Annotated in this window: 13 protein-coding genes; 12 read left to right on the top strand and 1 reads right to left on the bottom strand. The window is 74.7% G+C overall.

What is annotated here, in order from left to right; genetic code table 11:
* The first annotated feature begins 247 nt into the window (after positions 1–247).
* The 7 genes from rsmD to mutM all read left to right on the top strand — a co-directional run bounded on the left by rsmD (position 248) and on the right by mutM (position 5,920).
* On the top strand, positions 248–832 hold the full coding sequence (rsmD, locus tag CP974_RS22235; protein ID WP_031129881.1) for a 16S rRNA (guanine(966)-N(2))-methyltransferase RsmD: 585 nt from the start codon (positions 248–250) through the stop codon (positions 830–832).
* 26 nt (positions 833–858) lie between these two features.
* A complete protein-coding gene (gene coaD, locus CP974_RS22240; protein ID WP_031129882.1) occupies positions 859–1,338 on the top strand; it encodes a pantetheine-phosphate adenylyltransferase in 480 nt (159 codons plus the stop codon).
* 136 nt (positions 1,339–1,474) lie between these two features.
* The gene (locus CP974_RS22245) at positions 1,475–2,584 is read left to right on the top strand and encodes an ATP synthase F0 subunit B (RefSeq protein WP_031129883.1); all 1,110 of its coding nucleotides are present in this window, start codon (positions 1,475–1,477) and stop codon (positions 2,582–2,584) included.
* A gap of 269 nt (positions 2,585–2,853) precedes the next feature.
* Positions 2,854–3,456: a YceD family protein gene (locus CP974_RS22250; protein ID WP_223844427.1), complete on the top strand. Its 603-nt coding sequence runs from the start codon at positions 2,854–2,856 to the stop codon at positions 3,454–3,456.
* A gap of 2 nt (positions 3,457–3,458) precedes the next feature.
* Positions 3,459–3,632 (top strand): 50S ribosomal protein L32, encoded by a 174-nt coding sequence (gene rpmF / locus CP974_RS22255; RefSeq protein ID WP_003957604.1) that lies wholly within the window; start codon positions 3,459–3,461, stop codon positions 3,630–3,632.
* 7 nt (positions 3,633–3,639) lie between these two features.
* Positions 3,640–4,512 carry a ribonuclease III gene (gene rnc, locus CP974_RS22260; RefSeq protein WP_078915451.1) on the top strand — a complete coding sequence of 291 codons (873 nt, stop codon included), beginning with the start codon at positions 3,640–3,642 and terminating at the stop codon, positions 4,510–4,512.
* Between the two features lie 535 nt (positions 4,513–5,047).
* A complete protein-coding gene (mutM, locus tag CP974_RS22265) occupies positions 5,048–5,920 on the top strand; it encodes a bifunctional DNA-formamidopyrimidine glycosylase/DNA-(apurinic or apyrimidinic site) lyase (RefSeq protein ID WP_031129886.1) in 873 nt (290 codons plus the stop codon).
* Between the two features lie 355 nt (positions 5,921–6,275).
* On the opposite strand, the gene CP974_RS22270 is transcribed toward mutM, so the two are convergent.
* Positions 6,276–7,229, bottom strand: coding sequence for a CAP domain-containing protein (locus tag CP974_RS22270; protein WP_031129887.1), 954 nt, complete (start codon positions 7,227–7,229; stop codon positions 6,276–6,278).
* A 162-nt stretch (positions 7,230–7,391) separates the two neighbouring features.
* Here CP974_RS22270 and CP974_RS22275 point away from each other — a divergent pair, with 162 nt between their 5' ends.
* The 5 genes from CP974_RS22275 to ftsY all read left to right on the top strand — a co-directional run bounded on the left by CP974_RS22275 (position 7,392) and on the right by ftsY (position 15,691).
* Positions 7,392–7,673: an acylphosphatase gene (locus tag CP974_RS22275; protein WP_031129888.1), complete on the top strand. Its 282-nt coding sequence runs from the start codon at positions 7,392–7,394 to the stop codon at positions 7,671–7,673.
* A 402-nt stretch (positions 7,674–8,075) separates the two neighbouring features.
* The gene (locus CP974_RS22280) at positions 8,076–8,288 is read left to right on the top strand and encodes a hypothetical protein (protein ID WP_010472387.1); all 213 of its coding nucleotides are present in this window, start codon (positions 8,076–8,078) and stop codon (positions 8,286–8,288) included.
* A gap of 208 nt (positions 8,289–8,496) precedes the next feature.
* Entirely contained in the window at positions 8,497–12,516 is a 4,020-nt protein-coding gene (locus CP974_RS22285; protein ID WP_037937196.1) for an SMC hinge domain-related protein, read from the top strand.
* 210 nt (positions 12,517–12,726) lie between these two features.
* The gene (locus tag CP974_RS22290; RefSeq protein ID WP_150485846.1) at positions 12,727–14,130 is read left to right on the top strand and encodes a sugar porter family MFS transporter; all 1,404 of its coding nucleotides are present in this window, start codon (positions 12,727–12,729) and stop codon (positions 14,128–14,130) included.
* A 328-nt stretch (positions 14,131–14,458) separates the two neighbouring features.
* The gene (gene ftsY / locus CP974_RS22295) at positions 14,459–15,691 is read left to right on the top strand and encodes a signal recognition particle-docking protein FtsY (protein ID WP_031129891.1); all 1,233 of its coding nucleotides are present in this window, start codon (positions 14,459–14,461) and stop codon (positions 15,689–15,691) included.
* Positions 15,692–15,845: the final 154 nt, after the last annotated feature.

Genomic DNA, 15,845 nt, shown 5'->3' on the forward strand with positions numbered 1-15,845 from the left:
GACCGGCCCCCGCGCGACCGGGTCCCGTACAGCCGGCCCGGACCGCCCGGGCGCGCCGTGACCGTCCCGGGGCCCGCGAGGCCCGACCCCGCCGGACCACCGCCCGACGGACGACCGCCCGACGGACCACCGCCCGACCGATCACCGGGCCGACTGTTCACCGGCCGACCGACGAACCGACGAACCGACCCACCCACCGACCCACCCACCGACCCACCGACCCACCCACCGACCGACAAGGACTGAGATGACCCGCGTGATCGCCGGAGCGGCCGGTGGACGCCGCCTGGCCGTACCGCCGGGCAACGGCACCCGTCCCACCTCCGACCGGGCGCGCGAGGGCCTGTTCTCCACCTGGCAGTCGCTGCTGGGCACCCTCGACGGCATCCGCGTCGCCGACCTGTACGCCGGGTCCGGGGCGGTCGGCTTGGAGGCCCTGTCGCGGGGCGCCGCGCACGCCCTGCTGGTGGAGGCCGACGCCCGCGCCGCCCGCACCGTCCGCGAGAACGTCCGCGCGCTCGGCCTGCCCGGCGCCGAGGTCCGCGCGGCCCGTGCCGAGCAGGTCGTCGCGGGACCGCCGCCGGCCGAGCCGTACGACGCGGTCTTCCTCGACCCGCCGTACGCCGTCTCCGACGACGATCTTCGGGAGATACTCCTCACACTCCGCCTCCAGGGGTGGCTCGCGGCCGAGGCCCTCGTCACCGTGGAGCGCAGCACCAGGGGCGGGGCGTTCGACTGGCCGGACGGATTCGAGCCACTGCGGGCCCGTCGCTACGGCGAGGGAACGTTTTGGTACGGTCGCGCCGCCGCTGCGTGCGAAGACGCACCATGACCGGACCGGAGAGCGAGGGACTTCAGTTGCGCCGAGCAGTCTGTCCGGGGTCGTTCGACCCCATCACCAACGGACACCTCGACATCATCGCCCGCGCCTCCAAGCTGTACGACGTCGTGCACGTGGCCGTGATGATCAACAAGTCCAAGCAGGGCCTGTTCACGGTCGACGAGCGGATGGACCTCATCCGCCGGGTCACCGCCGAGTACGACAACGTGGTGGTGGAAGCCCACCACGGCCTCCTCGTGGACTTCTGCAAGGAGCGCGACATCCCGGCCATCGTCAAGGGCCTGCGCGCGGTCAGCGACTTCGACTACGAGCTCCAGATGGCCCAGATGAACAACGGCCTGACGGGCGTCGAGACGCTGTTCGTGCCGACCAACCCGACGTACAGCTTCCTCTCCTCCTCGCTGGTCAAGGAGGTGGCGGCGTGGGGCGGCGACGTCTCGCACCTGCTGCCGCCCGTCGTCCACGAGGCGCTCGTCGCCCGGCTGCGCGAGAAGTGACCGCCTGACGCTCCGCCAGGAGACCCCGGGGCCGCCGCCGTCGAGCCCGGGGGAGCCGGTGTCGGACGGGGCCCGACTGGCCGTACAGTCGTTGCGTCCGTCTTCCCAACCGGCTGTAGAGAGTGGCGAGCACACGGTGGACGTGCAGAAGAAGCTCGACGAGATCGTCGAGGCGGTCGGCAGCGCCCGGTCCATGCCCATGTCGGCCTCCTGCGTGGTGAACCGCGCCGAACTGCTCGCGAAGCTGGAAGAGGTGCGCCAGGCGCTCCCCGACTCCCTCGCCCGGGCGAGGGAGGTGATCGGCGGCCGGGAGCAGATGGTCGAGGAGGCCCACCGGGAGGCGGAGCGGATCATCGCCGCCGCCCACGCCGAGCGCGGCTCCCTCATCTCCGACAGCCAGGTCGCCCGGCAGTCCCAGGAGGAGGCCGACCGCATCCTCGCGGAGGCCCGCCGGGAGGCCGAGGAGATCCGCGCCGAGGCGGACGACTACGTCGACTCCAAGCTCGCCAACTTCGAGGTCGTCCTCACCAAGACCATCGGCTCCGTCGACCGGGGCCGCGAGAAGCTCCTCGGCCGGGGCCCCGGCCTGGACGAGCAGGGCTTCGCCGACGAGGACGCCCCCGAGTACAGCTCCGACCCGCAGACCCTGGTCCACCGCGCCGACGCGTACGTCGACGCCAAGCTGAGCGCCTTCGAGGCGGTGCTCAGCAAGACCCTGGAGGCCGTCGGACGGGGCCGCCAGAAGCTGCACGGGCGCACCGCCACGGACGCCCTCGGCGAGCACATGGCCGCCCAGGACGCGGCGGGCCCCGGCCAGCTCCACACGAGCGACGCCGACTACCTGGCCGGCCTGGCCGAGCAGGCCGACTTCCAGCCCGCCGCCATGGCCGCCCCGGTCGCGCCGCCCGAGCCGGCGGCCGCCCCCCAGGCCCCGCCGCCGCCCGCGCACCAGCCCGACCCGTACGGGTACCCGGCCCAGCAGCCCCAGGACGCGTACGGCTACCAGCAGGACCCCTACGGGTACGCCCAGCAGGGTTACGACCAGAACGGCTACGCCACCCACGGCTACGGCGCCCAGCAGGACCCGTACGCCTACCAGCAGCCCCTGGCGGACCACAGCGCGCAGCCGCCCCAGCAGCCGCACCAGCAGACGGCGGCGCTCGACGAGACCAGCTTCTTCGACACGAGCATGATCGACCTGGAGCAGCTGCGCCGCTACGAGCAGGGCCGCGGCCAGGGCCACTGACCCGCCCGCGGCACCGGCCCGCTCGCGCCTCCCCGCCTCCGCGCCTCCCGCCCGCTGCGGCCCCGGCCGGACCGGGCGCCTCCGGCCGGGGCCGCGAGCGGCCGGATTGGGTCCTGGGCGGAGCGTCCAGTATCCTGGCTGTTCGGTCGCGAGTACGTCCGCGATCCTGGCTGCCCGCTTAGCCCGACGGCCCGGCCGGTGCGGCCCCTCCACGATTCTCGAAAGCAGGAAGAGCCCTGAGTACGCGCCTCGACCACCGCAACCCCCTCGTGTTCGACACGCACGAGCTGGGGCGGCGTCCCGGCGCGCTCCAGCGGCTCACCCGCGAGGTGGCGGCCCCCGCCGACCTCGGGATCGACGGAGTGATCGGCGTACCGCAGGGCTCGCCCGTCGAGCTCGACATCCGCCTCGAGTCGGTCATGGAAGGGGTGCTCGTCACAGGCACCGCCCGTGCGTCGGCCGAGGGGGAGTGCGTAAGGTGTCTGGAGCCGCTGAGCCGAGAGGTCGAGGCGGACTTCCAGGAGATGTTCTCGTACCCCGACACCGACGACCGGGGCCGCCACGCGGCCTCGGGCGACGATGCCGAGGACGACGAGGGCATCATCCCCCTCGAGGACGGCATGTTCGACCTCGAGCCCGTGCTGCGTGACGCGGTGGTGCTCGCACTGCCGATGCAGCCGGTGTGCCGGGAGGACTGTGCGGGACTGTGCCCCGAGTGCGGGGCCAACCTGAACGACGACCCGGACCACCACCATGACGCCGTCGGCATCCGTTGGGCGGCACTGCAGGGACTCGCCGATTCACTCGGAACCGGTGAGAAGGACGACATGAGCGGCGCCGAACCGGGCGTCGACGAGAAGCAGGAGAAGTAGCCGTGGCTGTTCCGAAGCGGAAGATGTCGCGCAGCAACACGCGCCACCGCCGGTCGCAGTGGAAGGCTGCGGTCCCCACCCTGGTTTCGTGCGAGCGTTGCCAGGAGCCGAAGCAGCAGCACATCGCGTGCCCCAGCTGCGGCACGTACAACAAGCGCCAGGTCCTCGCGGTCTGAGGGCTGGGTGAGAGGCACCGTGTCCAGCCAGAAGACGGCGGATGAAGCCGCCGGGAAGCAGGCGGAGAACACGGCCTCGTCCCACACGCTTCTGGAAGGGCGGCTCGGCTACCAGGTCGAGTCCGCCCTTCTGGTGCGTGCGCTGACGCACCGTTCGTACGCGTACGAGAACGGCGGTCTGCCCACCAACGAGCGGCTGGAGTTCCTCGGGGACTCCGTGCTCGGCCTGGTGGTCACGGACACGCTGTACCGCACCCACCCCGACCTGCCCGAAGGCCAGCTGGCCAAGCTGCGGGCCGCGGTGGTCAACTCGCGTGCGCTGGCGGAGGTCGGGCGCGGGCTCGACCTGGGCTCCTTCATCCGGCTCGGCCGGGGCGAAGAGGGCACGGGCGGCCGGGACAAGGCTTCCATCCTCGCCGACACCCTCGAAGCGGTGATCGGCGCGGTCTATCTCGACCAGGGCCTCGACGCGGCGTCCGAGCTGGTCCACCGGCTCTTCGACCCGCTGATCGAGAAGTCCTCGAACCTCGGTGCGGGCCTGGACTGGAAGACCAGCCTCCAGGAGCTGACCGCGGCCGAGGGTCTCGGTGTGCCGGAGTACCTCGTCACCGAGACGGGGCCCGACCACGAGAAGACCTTCACTGCTGCCGCCCGCGTCGGTGGTGTCTCGTACGGCACCGGCACCGGCCGCAGCAAGAAGGAAGCGGAGCAGCAGGCGGCGGAATCCGCCTGGCGCGCGATCCGCAAGGCCGCCGACGAGCGCGAGGCGGCGGCCGCCGCCGGTGCGGAGGCGTCCGAGGCCGCGGCCGCCTCCGGGGCCCCGGCCGGGGAGGCGCCGTCCGACGCGGACCCCGCGACAGCGGACCAGGCCCCGGCCTGACCACCGGCGCTCGGGCCCCGGCCTGACGACCGGCACCCGGGCCCCCGGCCCGGCCACCGGTGACCGGGCCCCGGCCCGGTGGCCTCGGCCCGGAGGCCCGGTCGGCGAGGTGACGAACCACGCCGGCGGCCGGGGCACGGTCACAGTCCGCTGGTCCGGCCCGGCCCGGCCGACGGGCCGCAGGTCCGGCCACCGGTAGCGGTGCGACGCCCGGCCGACGGCCAGGCCGCGGCCTGCCGCCGACCGGGCCCGGAGCGCCGCCGCCCAGGCCCGAGCACCGCCGCACCTCCGATGGCCGCCCCGCCCGGCCGCCACCGGGGGTGCGGCCGCTTCTCCGGCCGGGTGGACCGACCGGGGGAACGCCTCGACGCCAGGCCGCACCACCCGGCCCCGGGCCCGCCCCCGGGCCCGCCTTCGGACCAGCGGGCACGCCCGCCCGCCTCCCGCCTCCCGTCCCCGTCCGCTGACCGGAACGCCGAGCGAACCGGCCCCGGCTCCCGCCCCCAGCCCCTTCCCCGCCGACCAGAGGAGTGCCGTGCCCGAGCTGCCCGAGGTGGAAGTCGTCCGGCGGGGTCTCGAACGCTGGGTGAGCGGCCGCACGGTCGCCTCGGTCGAGGTGCTGCACCCGCGCGCCGTGCGGCGCCACCCCGGGGGCGGCCCCGACTTCGCCGCGCGCCTGACCGGCCACCGCATCGGCGCGGCCAGGCGGCGCGGCAAGTACCTGTGGCTGCCGCTGGACGACACGGACGCCTCCGTCCTCGGCCACCTCGGCATGAGCGGCCAGCTCCTCGTCCAGCCCGAGGACGCCCCCGACGAGAAGCACCTGCGCGTGCGGGTGCGCTTCGCCGACACGCTCGGCACCGAACTGCGCTTCGTCGACCAGCGGACCTTCGGCGGGCTGTCCCTGCACGACAACACCCCCGAGGGCCTGCCCGACGTCATCGCGCACATCGCCCGCGACCCGCTGGACCCGGCGTTCGACGACGCGGCCTTCCACGCGGCCCTGCGGCTGCGGCGCACCACCATCAAGCGGGCCCTGCTGGACCAGAGCCTCATCAGCGGCGTCGGCAACATCTACGCGGACGAGGCGCTGTGGCGCTCCCGCCTCCACTACGACCGGCCCACCGCCCTGTTCACCCGGCCCCGCTCGTACGAACTGCTCGGCCACGTCCGGGACGTGATGAACGAGGCGCTCGCGGCCGGCGGGACCAGCTTCGACAGCCTGTACGTCAACGTGAACGGCGAGTCCGGCTACTTCGACCGGTCCCTCGACGCGTACGGCCGCGAGGACGAGCCCTGCCGGCGCTGCGGCACCCCGATGCGCCGCCGCCCGTGGATGAACCGGTCCAGCTACTTCTGCCCCCGCTGCCAACGCCCCCCGCGCCCCACGGCCGCGCCCCGCCCCTGACCCGCCCCGACCGGTACCGTCACCGGGGGGCCTTGCGCCGTCACGTACGCCGCCTGGCCTTCGCCTTGCGCTCGGCCTCCTGGCGCTTGCGGATCGCGTGGGAGGACCAGGCGCCGCGATGGCGGTCGCACCGGGAGGCGCCGATCACGGCGAGCCGCCGGCACCTGGTCCCCTTCCCCGCGGACGGGGCAGGCCTTGCAGCGACGCACGGCACCGGGGAGGCGCACACCGAGGCATGGCCACTCTGCCCGGTGCACAGGGGGCGCGCCGCCCGGCCGCGGCCATGGCCCTCAGGGCCTCGCCGGTTGTCCGGGCAGCCCACGCGGCACCGGGCCCCGTCGCCCGCCGGGGAGCCTCAGAAGCCGAAGTTCTGCGTCCACCACGGGCCGCCGGGGGCGATGTGGACGCCGACGCCGAGGCGCGTGAAGTCGCAGTTCAGGATGTTGTCGCGGTGGCCCTGGCTGTTCATCCAGGACTCCATGACCGCCGCCGCGTCCGCCTGGCCGCGGGCGATGTTCTCGCCGCCGAGGCCGTCGACGCCCGCCTGGGCAGCGCGCTCCCACGGGCCGTCGCCGTCGGGGTCCGTGTGGGAGAAGAAGTCCCGCACGGCCATGTCCTGGCTGAACGCCCGCGCCAGGTCGCCGAGGTCCGTCGACGCGCGGACCGGGCTGCAGCCGGCCTTGGCGCGCTCCCGGTTGACCAGCTCCAGCACCGCCGCCTCCAGGGCGGCGGCCCGGCTGGACGGGGCGAGCGACGGGGGCTTCGCCGCCGGCTTCTCCGCGGTCTTCTCCGGGGCCGGCGGCGCCTCGGAGCGGGGCGCGGGGGCGGACGTGCGGGTCTTCGCCGGGGCCGGCGGCGCCGACTTCGTACGGGCCGGGGAGGTCGACGGGGCCGCGGACGAGGAAGGGGCGGACGGGGTCGGCGAGGCCGACGGGCCGGGGGAGGGGGACTTCGAGGGCGCCGCGAGGGACGGCGAAGCCCCGGGCGGGGCCGCCGCGGACGGCGCCGCACCGCTCCGTACGGCGTCCGCACGGCCCTGCGCGTCCAGCTCCGCCGGGCCGCCGGTCCGGATGCGCTCCTGCGGCGAGGCCCCGCCGCCGATCGTGAACGTGTCGCCGCCGGGCAGGACGCCCGACGTCACCGCGACGGCGCCCACCGCCATGGCGGCCGAGGCGCCCAGCAGCCCGCCGCGCAGCGGCAGCCCGCGCTTCCCGTGCCGCCCGCCCCGGTGCCCCCGGGGCGTACCGGCGGCACCGGCCGCGTGGTCGTCGGCGGCGGGTGCGGCGCCGGAGCGTCGATGGCGTCCCATCTGCTCTGCCTCCTGCTCCTGCGTCCTGCAGTGCTGTGGTGGTGGTTCGGTCGCCCGCCCGTCATTGGCCCGGACGGGTGAGGCTCATTGCGTGGGGACTGTACGCCATGGCCCGCCGGAGCCGAGGTGCCCGGGCGGTGATCGGCCGGTTAGCGTGCAGCCATGAGCGACGAGGCACGGATCACGGCGTGGGTACGCGGACGGGTACAGGGAGTGGGCTTCCGCTGGTTCACCAGGGAGAACGCCCTGGAGATCGGTGGCCTCACCGGATTCGCCCTCAACCTCGACGACGGCCGCGTCCAGGTCGTCGCCGAAGGGCCGCGTGAGAATTGCCACCGTCTCCTGGACTGGCTCCGCTCCGGCGACACACCCGGCCGGGTCGACGGCGTCACTGAGATCTGGGACACGCCGCGCGGTGGTTACGAGGGATTCCAGGTGCGCTGAAAGGCGTCCGCGCGCCCCCATTCCGGGGGCGCGCGGAGCGTGAAAGGGGCGCTCGTGGCGCCCGTGTGCGCGGCCTCGTGAGACAGAAATGACCAGGTGATTGCCGAGAAGGGGTTGTGAGTAAGGGCCCCGCGCGCAAGGATGATCTCGGGGCCCTTCCGGGTGCCGCGCGTGAGGCGCCGCCGCAGGTTCCGCGGCAGTGACGCTTCCGGCCGCCCGTCGATCCCGGCCGTGATCGTGTTGACCGTCAAACTTTTTGGTGAGAGTCTGGAAGCCCCGCGCACCTTAGCTGTTCGGCGGTGAGAACCGCATCGGCATCCCCTCCGCCGGGCATCGCGGGTGCGAAAGCCCTCACGACCCACACCGCTTCGGTCGGTCACTCATTGTGGAGGACCATCCATCATGGCAAAGGCGCTTCTCGGATATGTCGGCGGTACCGACCCGCGACTGCTCGCCGAGATGCGACGGCTTCAGCAGCGCGTCCAGGACCTGGAATCCGAGCTGGTCCGGATCCAGTCCGAGAAGGACGCGCTCGCCGCTGCCGCCGCTCACCGCGAGCCGCTGCTCGACGGCATCGACATCGACGTACCCAAGGGCGAGCCTGCGCTCACCTGACTCCCACCCGGAGCCCGCGGCACCCGGGCCCGCGGGAAGGTGAGAAACACTCTCGCGACAGATATGCAAGGGACGCTCCGGCGTCCCTTCTTTCTTTTCCCGCCCCGCGTTCACCGGGGTGTTCCACCCCGGCCGCCCCGTGCTTACCGACTGGTCTGCCCCTCTCGTTCGGCGGTCAAACGAAACCGGCCCGGTAGAGTCCCGGAGCGTGCACCTCAAGGCCCTGACCCTCCGCGGATTCAAGTCGTTCGCCTCCGCCACCACCCTGCGGTTCGAACCGGGCATCACCTGCGTCGTCGGCCCCAACGGCTCCGGAAAGTCCAATGTCGTCGACGCGCTCTCCTGGGTCATGGGGGAACAGGGCGCGAAATCCCTGCGCGGCGGCAAGATGGAAGACGTGATCTTCGCCGGTACGACCGGCCGGCCGCCCCTCGGACGCGCCGAGGTGTCCCTCACGATCGACAACACCGACGGCGCCCTCCCGATCGACTACGCGGAGGTCACCCTCACGCGGATCATGTTCCGCAACGGCGGCAGCGAATACCAGATCAACGGCGACACCTGCCGTCTCCTCGACTTCCAGGAACTGCTCAGCGATTCCGGAATCGGCCGCGAGATGCACGTCATCGTCGGCCAGGGCCAGCTCGACTCCGTCCTCCACGCCGACCCGGCCGGCCGCCGGGCCTTCATCGAGGAGGCCGCCGGCGTGCTCAAGCACCGCAGGCGCAAGGAGAAGGCCCTGCGCAAGCTCGACGCCATGCGGGCCAACCTGGCCCGCGTCCAGGACCTCGCCGACGAGCTGCGCCGCCAGCTCAAGCCGCTCGGCCGGCAGGCCGCCGTCGCCCGCCGCGCCGCCGTCATCCAGGCCGAGCTGCGCGACGCCCGCCTGCGCCTGCTCGCCGACGACCTCGTACGCCTCCGCCAGGCGCTGGCCGCCGAGCTCGCCGACGAGGCCGCCCTCAAGGAGCGCAAGGACCGGGCCGAGGCCGAACTGGCGGCCGCCGCCTCGCGGGAGGCCGCCCTGGAGGAGGAGGTACGGCGCCTCGCCCCCCGCCTCCAGCGCGCCCAGCACACCTGGTACGAGCTGTCGCGACTGGCCGAGCGGGTGCGCGGCACGGTCTCCCTGGCCGACGCCCGCGTCCGCAGCGCCACCACCCAGCCCGCCGAGGAGCGGCGGGGCCGCGACCCCGAGGACCTGGAGCGCGAGGCCGCCCGGGTACGGGAGCAGGAGGCGGAGCTGCGGGCCGCGGTGGAGGCGGCCGACCGGGCCCTGGAGGACACCGTCGCCCACCGCGCCGAGCTGGAGCGGGCCCTCGCCGCGGAGGAGCGCCGCCTCAGGGACGCCGCCCGCGCCATCGCCGACCGCCGCGAGGGCCTCGCCCGGCTCACCGGCCAGGCCGGTGCCGCCCGCTCCCGCGCCGCCGCCGCCCAGGCCGAGATCGACCGGCTGGCCGCCGCCCACGACGAGGCCCGCGAGCGCGCCGCCGCCGCGGAGGAGGAGTACGAGCGGCTGCGCGCCGAGGTGGACGCCCTGGACGCCGACGACGCCCGACTGGCCGCCGCCCACGAGGCCGCCGAGCGGGAGCAGACCGAGGCCGAGGCCGCCCTCGCCGCGATCCGGGAGGCCGCCACCGACGCCGAGCGGCGCCGCGCCGCCACCCGCGCCCGGCACGACGCCCTCGCCCTCGGGCTGCGCCGCAAGGACGGCACGGGCGCCCTCCTCGACGCGGCCGACCGCCTCACCGGCCTGCTCGGCCCGGCCGCCGGACTCCTCACCGTCGAGCCGGGGCACGAGACCGCGCTGGCCGCCGCCCTCGGCGCCGCCGCCGACGCCCTCGCCGTGACCGGACCGGCCACCGCGGCCGAGGCGCTGCGCCTCCTGCGCAAACAGGACGCGGGCCGCGCCACCCTCCTCATCGCAGGCGCCCCCGCCCCGCCGGGACCCGAGGCGGGGGCGCCGGATGGGGGCCCGGCCGTCGCTCCGGCCGAAGCCGGGGGCCCCGCCCGCTCCGGCGCCCCGGCCGCTGCCGAATGCCCCGCCGCCTCCGGCGCCTCGGTCTCCCCGGCCGTCCCCGGCCGCCAGGCCGACTCCGGCGTCCCGGTCTCCCCGGCCGTCCCCGGCCGCCAGGCCGACTCCGGCGCCCCAGTCCCGGGCCGCCCCACGACCCCGCCCCTTCCGGACCGGGCGGAGGACGCCGCCGCCGGGCCCGGTGCCGGCGCCCCTCGCGACGGGCGAGCCGACCGCCCGGCCGGGCTGCCGGGCGGGGGCGTGTTCGCCGCCGGCCTGGTGCGGGGGCCCGACGAGCTGATGCCCTCCGTGCGCCTGCTGCTGAGGGACGTCGTGGTCGTGCCCGCGCTGGAGGACGCCGAGCGGCTGCTGCGGGCCCGGCCCGGGCTCACCGCCGTGACCGCCGACGGGGACCTCCTCGCCGCGCACTACGCGTCCGGCGGCTCCGCCGGGGCGCCCAGCCTCCTGGAGGTGCAGGCGTCCGTGGACGAGGCCGCCGCCGAGCTGGCCGGGCTGGCCGTACGGTGCGAGGAGCTGGCCGCGCGGCAGGAGGAGGCCACCGGGCGGTGCCGGGCCCACGCCGCCCGCGCGCAGGAGCTGCGGGAGCGCCGCCGGGCCGCCGACCGGGAGAAGTCGGACACCGCCCAGCGGCTCGGGCGGCTCGCCGGGCAGGCCAGGGGCGCCGCGGGCGAGGCGGAGCGGGCCGCCGCGGCCGTCGCCCGCGCCCAGGAGGCCCTCGACCGGGCGGCCGAGGAGGCCGAGGAGCTGGCCGAGCGGCTCCTCGTTGCCGAGGAGGCCCCGGTCGACGACGAGCCCGACACCTCCGTACGGGACCGGCTCGCCGCCGACGGGGCCAACGCCCGCCAGACCGAGATGGAGGCCCGCCTCCAGCTCCGCACCCACGAGGAGCGCGTCAAGGGGATCGCCGGCCGCGCCGACTCCCTGGACCGCGCCGCCCGCGCCGAGCGCGAGGCCCGCACCCGCGCGGAACGGCGCCGCGCCCGGCTGCGCCACGAGGCGGAGGTCGCCGGTGCCGTCGCGGCGGGGGCCCGGCAGCTCCTCGCGTACATCGAGGCGTCCCTCGAACGCGCGGAGCGGGAGCGGTCGGCCGCCGAGTCGGCGAAGGCCGCCGGGGAGCGGGACCTGGCGGCGGCCCGCGCGCGGGGCCGGGACCTCAAGGCCGAGCTGGACAAGCTGACCGACTCGGTCCACCGGGGCGAGGTGCTCGGCGCGGAGAAGCGGCTGCGCATCGAGCAGCTGGAGACCCGCGCCCTGGAGGAGCTGGGCGTGGAGGCGGCGGTGCTCGTCGCCGAGTACGGACCGGACCAGCCCGTACCGCCCCCGCCGCCCGCGGACGGCGGAACCCCGCGGCGGACCGGGGAGCCCGGCGGTGCCCGGGGGACCGGGGGAGCCGCGGGGGCGCCGGAGAAGCCGGCGGGCGCGGGTGAGCCGACGGACGCCGGGGACGCCGGGGACGCCGGGGACATGGAGGGCTCCGGGGATACGGGGGACACCGGGGGCACGGGGGACACCGAGACCGGGACCGCCGGCGCGTCGGCCGGCCGGCCCTTCGTCCGCGCCGAGCAGGAGAAGCGGCTCAAGGCCGCCGAACGGGCGTACCAGCAGCTCGGCAAGGTGAACCCGCTCGCCTTGGAGGAGTTCGCGGCGCTGGAGGAGCGCCACCAGTTCCTGTCCGAGCAGCTCGACGACCTGAAGAAGACCCGCGCGGACCTGCTGCGGGTGGTGAAGGAGGTCGACGAGCGGGTCGAGCGGGTCTTCACCGAGGCGTTCCGGGACACGGCGCGGGAGTTCGAGGGCGTCTTCTCGCGGCTGTTCCCCGGCGGCGAGGGGCGCCTGGTCCTGACCGACCCGGACGACATGCTGGCCACCGGGGTCGACGTCGAGGCCAGGCCGCCGGGCAAGAAGGTCAAGCGGCTGTCGCTGCTGTCCGGCGGGGAGCGGTCGCTGACGGCCGTGGCGCTGCTGGTCTCCATCTTCAAGGCCCGCCCCAGCCCCTTCTACGTGATGGACGAGGTGGAGGCGGCACTCGACGACACCAACCTCCAGCGGCTCATCGGGATCATGCGGGAGCTCCAGGAGAGCTCGCAGCTCATCGTCATCACCCACCAGAAGCGCACCATGGAGGTCGCGGACGCGCTCTACGGGGTGTCGATGCAGGGCGACGGGGTATCGAAGGTCGTGAGCCAGAGGCTCCGCTGACCCGATCCAGTGATCAACTTCAACCCTTGAATCCAACGGCCAGAGTCCTGCGCTCCACATCACACAGTGCCAGGTATTGACTTCAGGAATTGAACACATAGTCTCGGCTCGATTGATTCCACCTTCAAGTGGTGGGCGGCATGAGGTTGTGCGCCACTGGAAGGGCTCATCCCCCACGCCCGGCGACGGCGCCGGGCCCAGGAGTTCCACGTGACCAGCACGCAACACCCCGCGTCGGGAGCCCGGCAGGCCCACCCCGACCACCTCAGCCACGTCATCTTCATCACGGCCGCCGCCGCGATGGGCGGCTTCCTCTTCGGCTACGACAGCTCCGTCATCAACGGCGCGGTCGAGGCGATCCGCGACCGCTACGACGTCGGCTCCGGCGTGCTCGCCCAGGTCATCGCCATCGCGCTCATCGGCTGCGCCACCGCCGGCCGCATCGCCGACCGCATCGGCCGCATCCGCTGCATGCAGATCGCCGCCGCGTTGTTCACGGTCAGCGCCGTGGGCTCCGCCCTGCCCTTCGCCCTGTGGGACCTGGCGTTCTGGCGCGTCGTCGGCGGCTTCGCCATCGGCATGGCGTCCGTCATCGGCCCCGCCTACATCGCGGAGGTCGCCCCCGCCGCGTACCGGGGCCGCCTCGGCGCGTTCCAGCAGGCCGCGATCGTGATCGGCATCGCCGTCTCGCAGCTCGTCAACTACGCGATCCTCAACCTCGCCGGAGGCGACCAGCGCGGCGAGATCGCCGGCCTGGAGGCCTGGCAGTGGATGCTCGGCGTCATGGTCGTGCCCGCGGTCCTCTACGGCGTGCTGTCCTTCGCCATCCCCGAGTCGCCCCGCTTCCTGATCTCCGTCGGCCGCAAGGACCGCGCCCGTGAGGTGCTCGCCGAGGTCGAGGGCCGGGGCGTGGACCTCGACGCCCGCGTGGCCGAGATCGAGACGGCCATGCACCGCGAGCACAAGTCCACCTTCAAGGACCTGCTCGGCGGCCGGTTCGCGCTGCTGCCCATCGTCTGGGTCGGCATCGGCCTGTCGGTCTTCCAGCAGCTCGTCGGCATCAACGTCGCCTTCTACTACTCCGCGACCCTGTGGCAGTCGGTCGGCATCGACCCGTCCGGCTCGTTCTTCTACTCGTTCACCACGTCGATCATCAACATCATCGGCACCGTGATCGCGATGGTCCTGGTCGACCGGGTCGGCCGCAGGCCGCTCGCCCTCGTCGGCTCCGCCGGTATGGCCGTGTCCCTCGCCATCGAGGCGTGGGCCTTCTCCGCCGACCTCGTGGACGGCAAGCTCCCCGCCACCCAGGGCGCCGTCGCCCTGGCCGCCGCCCACGCCTTCGTCCTCTTCTTCGCCCTCTCGTGGGGCGTGGTGGTCTGGGTCTTCCTCGGCGAGATGTTCCCCAACCGCATCCGCGCCGCCGCCCTGGGCGTCGCCGCGTCCGCCCAGTGGCTCGCCAACTGGACGATCACCGCGAGCTTCCCCTCGCTCGCCGAGTGGAACCTCTCCGGCACGTACGTCATCTACACGGTCTTCGCCGTGCTCTCCATCCCCTTCGTGCTCAAGTTCGTGAAGGAAACCAAGGGCAAGGCGTTGGAGGAGATGGGCTAATCCCCGCTGCCCCTCTCCTCGATCTCCCGACTGCCCCGGCGCCGCCCCTTCCGCGCGCGCCGGGGCAGTCGGCCTGCCCGCGCCGTGCGCCCGCCACCGCCACGCGCCCGCCTCGGCGCCCCGTGCACCCGCCTCCGGGCGGCGCCGAGCCGTGCGCCCGCCCGGCCCGCCGCGTACGGGGCTGCCCCGCGCGCCCGCGTACGAGGCTCCCCTCACCACCTGACAGCCACCCGATCACCCGCATTCGCCGCCCCCGCCACCACAACCGCCGAAACCCGGCCTTCCGGGCAGGAGGGGCGGCGACCGCGTCGCGCATACTGGACGGACCATGGAATTCGTCATCCTTGCTGTAGTCATCGCCCTGGTCGCGGTCGGCGTGATCAGCGGCCTCGTCGTCGGCGGACGCCGGAAGAAGCAGCTGCCGCCGCCCGAGGCCCCGACCACCACGCCGACCATCACCGCCCCGCCAGCCGAGCCACGCGTCGGCGAGGAGGCGGAGACACCCCGCGACGAGCAACGCCGGGTCATCGAGGAGGTCGGCCTCCCGACGGCCGAGGAGGCCGTCGAGACGCCCGCCGCCATCGAGGACCCGGTCGTCGCGGAGCCCCCCGTCCGCGAGGTCGAGATCCCCGCGCCCACCGCCGGGCGCCTCGTCCGGCTGCGCGCCCGGCTCGCCCGCTCCCAGAACTCCCTGGGCAAGGGCCTGCTCACCCTGCTCTCGCGCGACAACCTCGACGAGGAGACGTGGGAGGAGATCGAGGACACCCTCCTCACCGCCGATGTCGGCGTCACCCCCACGCAGGAGCTGGTGGAACGCCTCCGCGAGCGCGTCCGGGTCCTCGGCACCCGCACGCCCGACGAGCTGCGCACCCTCCTCCGCGAGGAGCTGCTCACCCTCGTCGGCACCGACTCCGACCGCTCCCTGAAGACGGAGGGCGGCCTGGAGACGCCGGGCGTCGTCATGGTCGTCGGCGTCAACGGCACCGGCAAGACCACCACCACCGGCAAGCTCGCCCGGGTCCTGGTCGCCGACGGCCGCTCCGTCGTGCTCGGCGCCGCCGACACCTTCCGCGCCGCCGCCGCGGACCAGCTCCAGACCTGGGGCGAGCGCGTCGGCGCCCGTACGGTGCGCGGTCCCGAGGGCGGCGACCCCGCCTCCATCGCGTACGACGCCGTCAAGGAGGGCATCGCGGAGGGCGCCGACGTGGTGCTCATCGACACCGCGGGCCGTCTGCACACCAAGACCGGGCTCATGGACGAGCTGGGCAAGGTCAAGCGCGTCGTCGAGAAGCACGGCCCGCTGGACGAGGTGCTCCTCGTCCTGGACGCCACGACCGGCCAGAACGGCCTGATCCAGGCCCGCGTCTTCGCCGAGGTCGTGGACATCACGGGCATCGTCCTCACCAAGCTGGACGGCACCGCCAAGGGCGGCATCGTCATCGCCGTCCAGCGCGAGCTGGGCGTCCCGGTGAAGCTGGTCGGCCTCGGCGAGGGCCCGGACGACCTGGCCCCCTTCGAGCCGGAGGCCTTCGTGGACGCCCTGATCGGCGACCCGGTCTGACCCTCCCCCCCCGGACGTGAGCGGGGCGGCCCCGAGGCGCAGCGGCGCCGGGGGCCGCCCCGCCGCCGGGGGCCGCCCCGCCGCCGTCGGGAGCCCCGCCGCCGTCGGGAGCCCCGCCGCCGTCGGGAGCCCCGCCGCCGTCGGGAGCCCCGCC

The organism is Streptomyces fradiae ATCC 10745 = DSM 40063 (assembly GCF_008704425.1).
Lineage (GTDB): Bacteria > Actinomycetota > Actinomycetes > Streptomycetales > Streptomycetaceae > Streptomyces > Streptomyces fradiae.